The organism is Flavonifractor plautii ATCC 29863 (assembly GCF_000239295.1).
GTDB lineage: Bacteria > Bacillota > Clostridia > Oscillospirales > Oscillospiraceae > Flavonifractor > Flavonifractor plautii.
Map to the genome: position 1 here is coordinate 25492 of NZ_JH417792.1, position 6580 is coordinate 32071.

The window sequence follows — 6580 nt, forward strand, 5'->3', positions numbered from 1 at the left end:
ATGATTTCCATTCGAGAGATGACCGCGGCGGACGAGGGGGCCGTCATGGAGATGGTGGACCGGTTCTACCACAGCCCGGCGGTGGAGCATGAGGTGGACCCGGCCGTTCTCCGCCGGTCCTTTCAGGCGGCGGTGGACCCGGCCGAGCCGCTGATCCAGGGCCTGGTGCTGGAGGAAGACGGCCGCCCGGTGGGCTACCATTATATGTGCATCGGCTATTCCGCTGAGGTAGGCGGGCGCTACCTGCTGCTGGATGAGCTCTACCTGGCTCCCGAGTGCCGGGGCAAGGGCTACGGCGAGCAGGTGATCCGCTGGGCCATGGAGCAGCACCCTGAGTGCGCCCGCTACCGCCTGGAGGTCACCGGGGAGAACCGGGCCGCCCGGCTGTATGAGCGGATGGGCTTCCGCTATCTGGACTACAAGCAGATGGTCATTGACCGGTAAAAAGGAGTGTTTGGTATGACGAGGATGGAAGAGACCGAGGCCCTGCGGGCCCGGACGGACGTACACTACAACTGCTGCCAGTCGGTCTTGGTGCCCTTCGCCGATTTGTGCGGCCTGGATAAGGAGACAGCCTTCAAGCTGGGGGCCAACTTCGGCTCCGGCATGCGCCATGGCTCCACCTGCGGCGCGGTGACCGGCGCACTGATGGTGTTGGGGCTGGCGGGCAAGGGGGCCGATGAGGCCACCGCGCTGATGCGCCGGTTCCGGGAAAAAAACCAGGTCCTGGACTGCGCCAATCTGCTCCGGCTGGCCAAGGAGCGGGGGGAGGAGCGCAAGTGCCACTGCGACCGGATGGTATACGAAGCGGTGGAGCTTCTGGAGGACTTGCTGAAATAAGACGATCGGGCACCGGCTGCTGGCCGGTGCCCGATAACGTAAGGGCCTTATTGCAGGGTGAGGACGACGGGGACTTCAAAGGTGGTGCGGCGGGAGGCAAAGAGTTCCATGGAGATGACGTCCCAGTAGCAGTGCTCAATGGTGTACTCTTCAACGAAATACCCCTCGGGAATGGGCGTTTCATAGGGGGTGTTCCGCCAGAGAATGTCACTGGCATAGGTGCTGTGGCCGCCGGTATTCTTTACCGTGCCGTCAGGGGTGCGATAGAAGCCGGTGCCCAACTGGTAGAAGTTCAGGTTCGTCTCGCTGCTGGCGGGAGGCATGGGGGCCAGGAAAGCCACCTGGGCTGTGGTATCGTCCAGGCGGATAGCGCTGATCTCCATGCCCCCCGGCATGGGTTCCAGGGCCTCCCCTGTTTTCAGGCTGACAGTGATAAACTTCTGACTCTTCTCCAGCCACTCTGCCTTGGTGATGTGCAGGGTGAGGGAGTCCGGATCGCTGAAATAAGGGCTCTCGAACAGGTAGGAGTCCCCCATGGCGGTCAGGCCGCTGGCGGAGCCCTTCTCATAGCGGTTGCCCTTCTTGTCCTCCAGATAGAAGTCCAGACTCTGGAGCTCCTCTGCGTTGTCTGGGTCCTGCTCCAGATTTAGCCGGGCGTGGGTGGGGTAGAGCTCCAGATCCACAATCCGGATGTTGTTGCCGTCCAGCTCCAGCCAGCGGTTCACCTCCACCGTGCGGCCTTGGCCCCGGAACCGCTGATCCAGGGGGAGGTCGAAGGTGACCACGGCGTCCGCCGTCCATTCCCCGGCATCGGTGACATCGGGTATGTGGGCCTGCACCTCGCAGGTCAGGCGTAGGGACTCCGGAAGCTGGGACTCCTCCTCCCCGTTAAAGGCCACGGTGATGGCGTTGGACAGCTCCCCGGAGGCCACGCTGTCCATCAGGACGGAGCAGCCCTCCAGCCTTTCTCCGTCGGGGGTGGTGAACGTTGCCCGGGGCATAAAGAACGTGGCCTCCTCCGGCCCGGAGACGGACAGGAAGAGCATCAGCCCGCCCTGGTCGGCCATCAGGTACTCCAGATGGACGGTGATGCCGTTGTCCGTGGCGCTCTGACCGATATACTGCACATAGTCGTTTTCCACAGCGGCCTTGAGGCTGGGAGAGAAGGCCACGGCGGCGGCCAGCTCCTTGAGCACGGGCACTTTGCCGCAGGCCAGGGCGAAGGGGGTGGACAGGTTCACCAGGAGCACGAAGGCGGCAAACACCGCCGCCACGCTCCCGGCGGGGGCGCTGATCCGCCGCCACAGCCTCCGGCGGCGGGCCCTGGCCCGGGCGCGGGCCACGGCGCCCTCCAGGGCGGGGGGGAGCTCCTCCGGTGCGTCCCGGAGGGCCTTGTATTCTTCCATGCGGTCCATGGCTCAAACCTCCTCGGTCAGATGCAGCTTTAACAGGGACAGGGCCTTACGCTGGCGGGTGGATACGGTGCCCGGCGGGATGTCCAGGGCCTGGGCGGTCTCCGCCAGGGTGAGGCCCTGGAAGTAGCGCAGTACCACCACCGCCCGCAGCTCACGGGGCAGGCGTGCGACGGCCTCCCGCAGGGGGAGCGCGTCGAAGGCCTCCGCCGCGGTCTCGGGCAGCTCGGCCACCGCCAGCTCCCGCTTCCGGCGGCGCAGCTCGGCGTTGCAGGCGTTGATGAGGATGCGGGTCATCCAGGTGGCGAAATACTCCGGCTGGCGGAGGCGTTTGTAGTGGAGAAAGCCCTGGTAGACCGCCTCGTCCACCGCGTCCACAGCGCAGGCCTCGCTGCCCAGATAGAGCCAGGCGGTGCGGTAGAGCCGGCCTTTCAGGCCCTCCGCCTGTTGAATGAATTCCTGTTCGGTCAAGGGTGGCGCCCCCTTTCTGCCTATTAGAGAAACCGGCGGGCCGTTTTCATTGCGTTTCTTGAAAAAAGTTTGGCTTCATTATATAATAGCCGGGTCAGAGAAAAAAGAGGTCCCGGAGGAATCCTGTTTTGAATCAACTCGACCAACTTCCCATCCCCCTGCTCCAGTGGTACCGCGAAAACGCCCGGGTGCTCCCCTGGCGGAGCGATCCCACCCCCTACCACGTGTGGGTCAGCGAGATCATGCTCCAGCAGACCCGGGTGGCGGCGGTGCTGGACTACTACCGCCGCTTCATGGAGGCCCTGCCCACCGTGGCCGATCTGGCGGCCGTGGAGGAGGACCGGCTCATGAAGCTGTGGCAGGGCCTGGGCTACTACAACCGCGCCCGCAACCTCCAGAAAGCCGCCCGTCAGGTGGCGGAGGACTTCGGCGGGGTGTTCCCCGACACCTATGAGGGCCTTCTCACCCTGTCCGGCGTGGGGGAGTACACAGCGGGGGCCATCGCCTCCATCGCCTTCGGCGTCCCCGTTCCGGCGGTGGACGGCAACGTGCTGCGGGTGGTGGCCCGCATCAGCGGAGACGGCGGCGACATCGCCCGGCCGGACACCAAGGCCCGGATGCGCGCCGCCCTCCAGGCCGTGCTTCCGGTGGACGCCCCCGGCGACTTCAACCAGGCCCTCATGGAGCTGGGGGCCACGGTGTGCCTGCCCAACGGCGCGCCCCTGTGCGACCGGTGCCCGGCGGCGGACTTCTGCACCGCCCGGCGGGAGGAGCGCACCGGGGAGCTGCCCGTCAAGGCGGCAAAAAAGGCCCGGCGCATCGAGGCCCGGACCGTGTTCCTGATTTTCTGGGAAAAGAAGGTGGCCCTGCGGCGGCGGCCGGGGCGGGGCCTGCTGGCGGGCCTGTGGGAGTATCCCAACGAGCTCTCCCCCGCCCCCTGTCCGGTGGAGGCGGCCGGGTTATCCGGCGGCCCGGCGGGGAAGCATATCTTCAGCCATATCGAGTGGCACATGACCGCCCAAATCGTGGAGGCCGCCTCGCCGGAGCTGCCGGAGGGGTGGGTGTGGGCCGACCGGGCCGCCCTGGAGCGGGACTACGCCGTGCCCAACGCCTTTCAGGCCTTCGCCGGGGCGGTGGAGGCCCGGCTGTGAAGGAGAGCGCCATGGAGGATGTACTGGCCGCCCAGCGGCGGTATTTTGACAGCGGGGCCACCCGGCCCCTCCGGTTCCGCCGGGAGATGCTCACCCGGCTGGAGCTGGCCCTCACCCGGTGGGAGGGGGAGCTGCTGGAGGCGCTGAAGGCAGATCTCAACAAATCCCCCTACGAGGGGTATATGAGCGAGCTGGGCCCCACCCTGGCGGAGCTGCGCTTTGCCCGCGGGCATCTGAAAAAGTGGGCCCGTCCCGTCCGGCACCCTGCCCCCCTGTCCCAGTTCCCCTCCGTGGGCACTGTGTACCGGGAGCCCTACGGCGTGTCGCTGATCCTCGCCCCGTGGAACTACCCTCTGCTTCTCACCCTGGCCCCCCTGGTGTCCGCCATCGCGGCGGGGTGCACGGCGGTGGTGAAGCCGGGGGAGGACGCCCCCGCCTCCGCCCGCGCCCTGGCGGAAGTGCTGGGGCGGGTGTTCCCGCCGGATTATATCACCGTGGCCGAGGGGGGACGGGAGGAGGCGGAGGCCCTGGTGGACAAGCCCTTCGACGTAATCTTCTTCACCGGCAGTCCGGCGGTGGGGAAAAAGGTCATGGCCGCGGCGGCGGAGCACCTCACCCCCGTCACCCTGGAGCTGGGGGGCAGGTCGCCGGTGATTCTGGCCCCCGACGCCGATGTGGAGCTGGCCGCGGCCCGCATCGCCTGGGGCAAGTTTCTCAACGCGGGGCAGACCTGCGTGGCTCCGGACCACGTCTGGGTGCCGGAGGGGATGGCGGAGCCCTTCGTGGCCGCCCTGGCCCGGCAGATCACCCGCTTTTACGGCGCGAATCCCCTGGCCGGGGAGGAGCTGCCCCGCATCGTCAACCGGCGGCACTTCGACCGTCTGGCCGGGCTGCTGTCCGGCGGGCGGATCGCCGTGGGCGGGCAGAGCGACCCGGAGGGCCTGCGCATCGCCCCCACGGTGCTGGTGGACGTGCCGGAGGGCAGCCCGGTGCTGGAGGAGGAGATCTTCGGCCCCATCCTGCCTGTGCTGCTCTACCGGAGCCTGCCGGAGCTGGTGGAGGCCCAGAGGCAGAAGCCCCGCCCGCTGGCCCTCTACCTGTTCACCCGGAGCCGCTCCGTCGAGCGGGCGGTGCTGGAGGCCCTGCCCTTCGGGGGCGGGTGCGTCAACGACACGGTGGTGCACCTGGCCGACCCCCGCCTCCCCTTCGGCGGGGTGGGGAACAGCGGCATGGGCGCCTGCCACGGCAAGGCGGGCTTCGACGCCTTCACCCACGAAAAGAGCGTACTCAAAAGAGGGCGGCTGGACATTCCCGTCCGCTATCCGCCCTATGGGAAAAAGCACCTGGGCATTTTGAAAAAACTGATGTGACGCGGGAGGAACACCGACATGGCAAAACTCTATTTCCGTTACGGGGTCATGGGCTCCAGCAAGACGGCCAACGCGCTGATGGTGCGCTACAACTACGAGGAGCGGGGCCAGGACGCCCTGCTGGTCAAGCCCGCGGTGGATCAGCGGGACGGGGCCCGGTTCGTGGCCTCCCGGGCGGGGCTGAGCCACCCGTGCATCTACTTCTCCGACCTGATGGAGATGACGCCCCGCCAGCTCAAGCCCTACGCCTGCATCATCGTGGACGAGGCCCAGTTCCTCACCCGGGACGAGGTGCGCTACCTCACCGATCTGGTGGACGACTGGAACATCCCCGTCATCTGCTACGGCCTGCGCACCGACTTCAAGGGGGAGCTGTTCCCCGGCTCGGCGGAGCTGCTGGCCACGGCGGACGTGATCGAGGAGGTCAAGACCATCTGCTGGTGCGGCAAGAAGGCCCTGTGCAACGCCCGCTTTGACGAGAGCGGCCACGTCATCAAGGAGGGCGAGCAGGTGGTGCTGGGGGCCAACGACAAGTACATCGGCCTGTGCCGCAAGCACTGGAAAGAGGGCAACTTAGGGCCGCAGTAACTCCGGGCCCATGCACTCCACGGCCAGCAGGAAGCCCAGCCGCAGCCCCTCGGAGAAGGCGTACTGTCCGTGGCCCAGCACGGGGCTGTCCCGCAGCTCCTCCGGCCAGTGCCGGGGGTTCGGATGGCCGACGAAATATTGATAGAGTTCTTCCATCGCAGGGTACATGAAAAGCATCTCCTTTTTGGACGTTTTAGTCAATAAGATTATAATTGACTTATTAGTCAATGTCAAGGAGCACTTATGGATTTTTGTCAAAAACTTTTACAGCTCCGTTCCGAAAAGAAAGTGACACAGGAAGCGGTGGCGACGGCATGCGGCATGACGCTGCGGCAGTACCACCGCTTTGAAAAGGGTGAACAGAAGCCGGGGTTTGACAATCTGCGGAACATGGCGGACTTTTACGGGGTGTCGGTGGACTGGCTGATGGGTCGCACGGAGCGCCGGGAGGTCTGGCGGTAACCGGGCCCTGTAGGGGCGGCCTTTATGGCCGCCCGCAGGCGATCGCCAGGGTCGCCTCAACGCTCCTCCGCGTAGGGACCGACGCCCCAGGGCGGCCTCTCTTGCCCCTCTGGGGCAATTCACCTTCTGCCCACATCGGCCCGCCTTGTGCCAGGCTGGCGCACCTTCCATGTTACCATTTTTGACACCTGTTTCCTTGTCATGCCTCCGGCGGGCCCCTTTCTGGGCGGCCAGAAAGGGGCGAAAGAGCCGGTTAAGGCGGGGGATTCCGATTTCCCCCGCCTTA

At 66.2% G+C, this 6580-nt stretch carries 9 protein-coding genes; 6 read left to right on the plus strand and 3 right to left on the minus strand.

Going from position 1 to position 6580, the window contains the following annotated elements:
- Positions 1–444, plus strand: a complete 444-nt coding sequence (locus HMPREF0372_RS10760; protein ID WP_007492138.1) for a GNAT family N-acetyltransferase — start codon at positions 1–3, stop codon at positions 442–444.
- A gap of 15 nt (positions 445–459) precedes the next feature.
- Positions 460–840, plus strand: a complete 381-nt coding sequence (locus tag HMPREF0372_RS10765; protein ID WP_007492140.1) for a C-GCAxxG-C-C family protein — start codon at positions 460–462, stop codon at positions 838–840.
- A gap of 47 nt (positions 841–887) precedes the next feature.
- Here HMPREF0372_RS10765 and HMPREF0372_RS10770 read toward each other — a convergent pair whose 3' ends face one another.
- Both HMPREF0372_RS10770 and HMPREF0372_RS10775 read right to left on the minus strand, forming a co-directional pair.
- Entirely contained in the window at positions 888–2255 is a 1368-nt protein-coding gene (locus tag HMPREF0372_RS10770) for a DUF4179 domain-containing protein (protein ID WP_007492142.1), read from the minus strand.
- A 3-nt stretch (positions 2256–2258) separates the two neighbouring features.
- Positions 2259–2723, minus strand: coding sequence for a sigma-70 family RNA polymerase sigma factor (locus HMPREF0372_RS10775; RefSeq protein ID WP_007492149.1), 465 nt, complete (start codon positions 2721–2723; stop codon positions 2259–2261).
- A gap of 128 nt (positions 2724–2851) precedes the next feature.
- On the opposite strand from HMPREF0372_RS10775, the gene mutY reads away from it, so the two are divergent.
- From mutY to HMPREF0372_RS10790, 3 genes are read left to right on the plus strand one after another with little or no spacing between them, the layout of a single operon-like run.
- Positions 2852–3874, plus strand: a complete 1023-nt coding sequence (gene mutY / locus HMPREF0372_RS10780; RefSeq protein ID WP_007492150.1) for an A/G-specific adenine glycosylase — start codon at positions 2852–2854, stop codon at positions 3872–3874.
- Between the two features lie 11 nt (positions 3875–3885).
- A complete protein-coding gene (locus HMPREF0372_RS10785; protein ID WP_050810492.1) occupies positions 3886–5244 on the plus strand; it encodes an aldehyde dehydrogenase in 1359 nt (452 codons plus the stop codon).
- Between the two features lie 18 nt (positions 5245–5262).
- Positions 5263–5832, plus strand: coding sequence for a thymidine kinase (locus tag HMPREF0372_RS10790; RefSeq protein ID WP_007492156.1), 570 nt, complete (start codon positions 5263–5265; stop codon positions 5830–5832).
- Here the strand turns inward: HMPREF0372_RS10790 and HMPREF0372_RS10795 are convergent.
- Positions 5818–6000 carry a hypothetical protein gene (locus HMPREF0372_RS10795; RefSeq protein WP_050810491.1) on the minus strand — a complete coding sequence of 61 codons (183 nt, stop codon included), beginning with the start codon at positions 5998–6000 and terminating at the stop codon, positions 5818–5820. The two genes, HMPREF0372_RS10790 and HMPREF0372_RS10795, sit on opposite strands and share 15 nt — an antisense overlap.
- 75 nt (positions 6001–6075) lie before the next feature.
- On the opposite strand from HMPREF0372_RS10795, the gene HMPREF0372_RS19210 reads away from it, so the two are divergent.
- A complete protein-coding gene (locus HMPREF0372_RS19210; protein WP_007492161.1) occupies positions 6076–6294 on the plus strand; it encodes a helix-turn-helix domain-containing protein in 219 nt (72 codons plus the stop codon).
- The last annotated feature ends 286 nt before the right edge of the window (positions 6295–6580 follow it).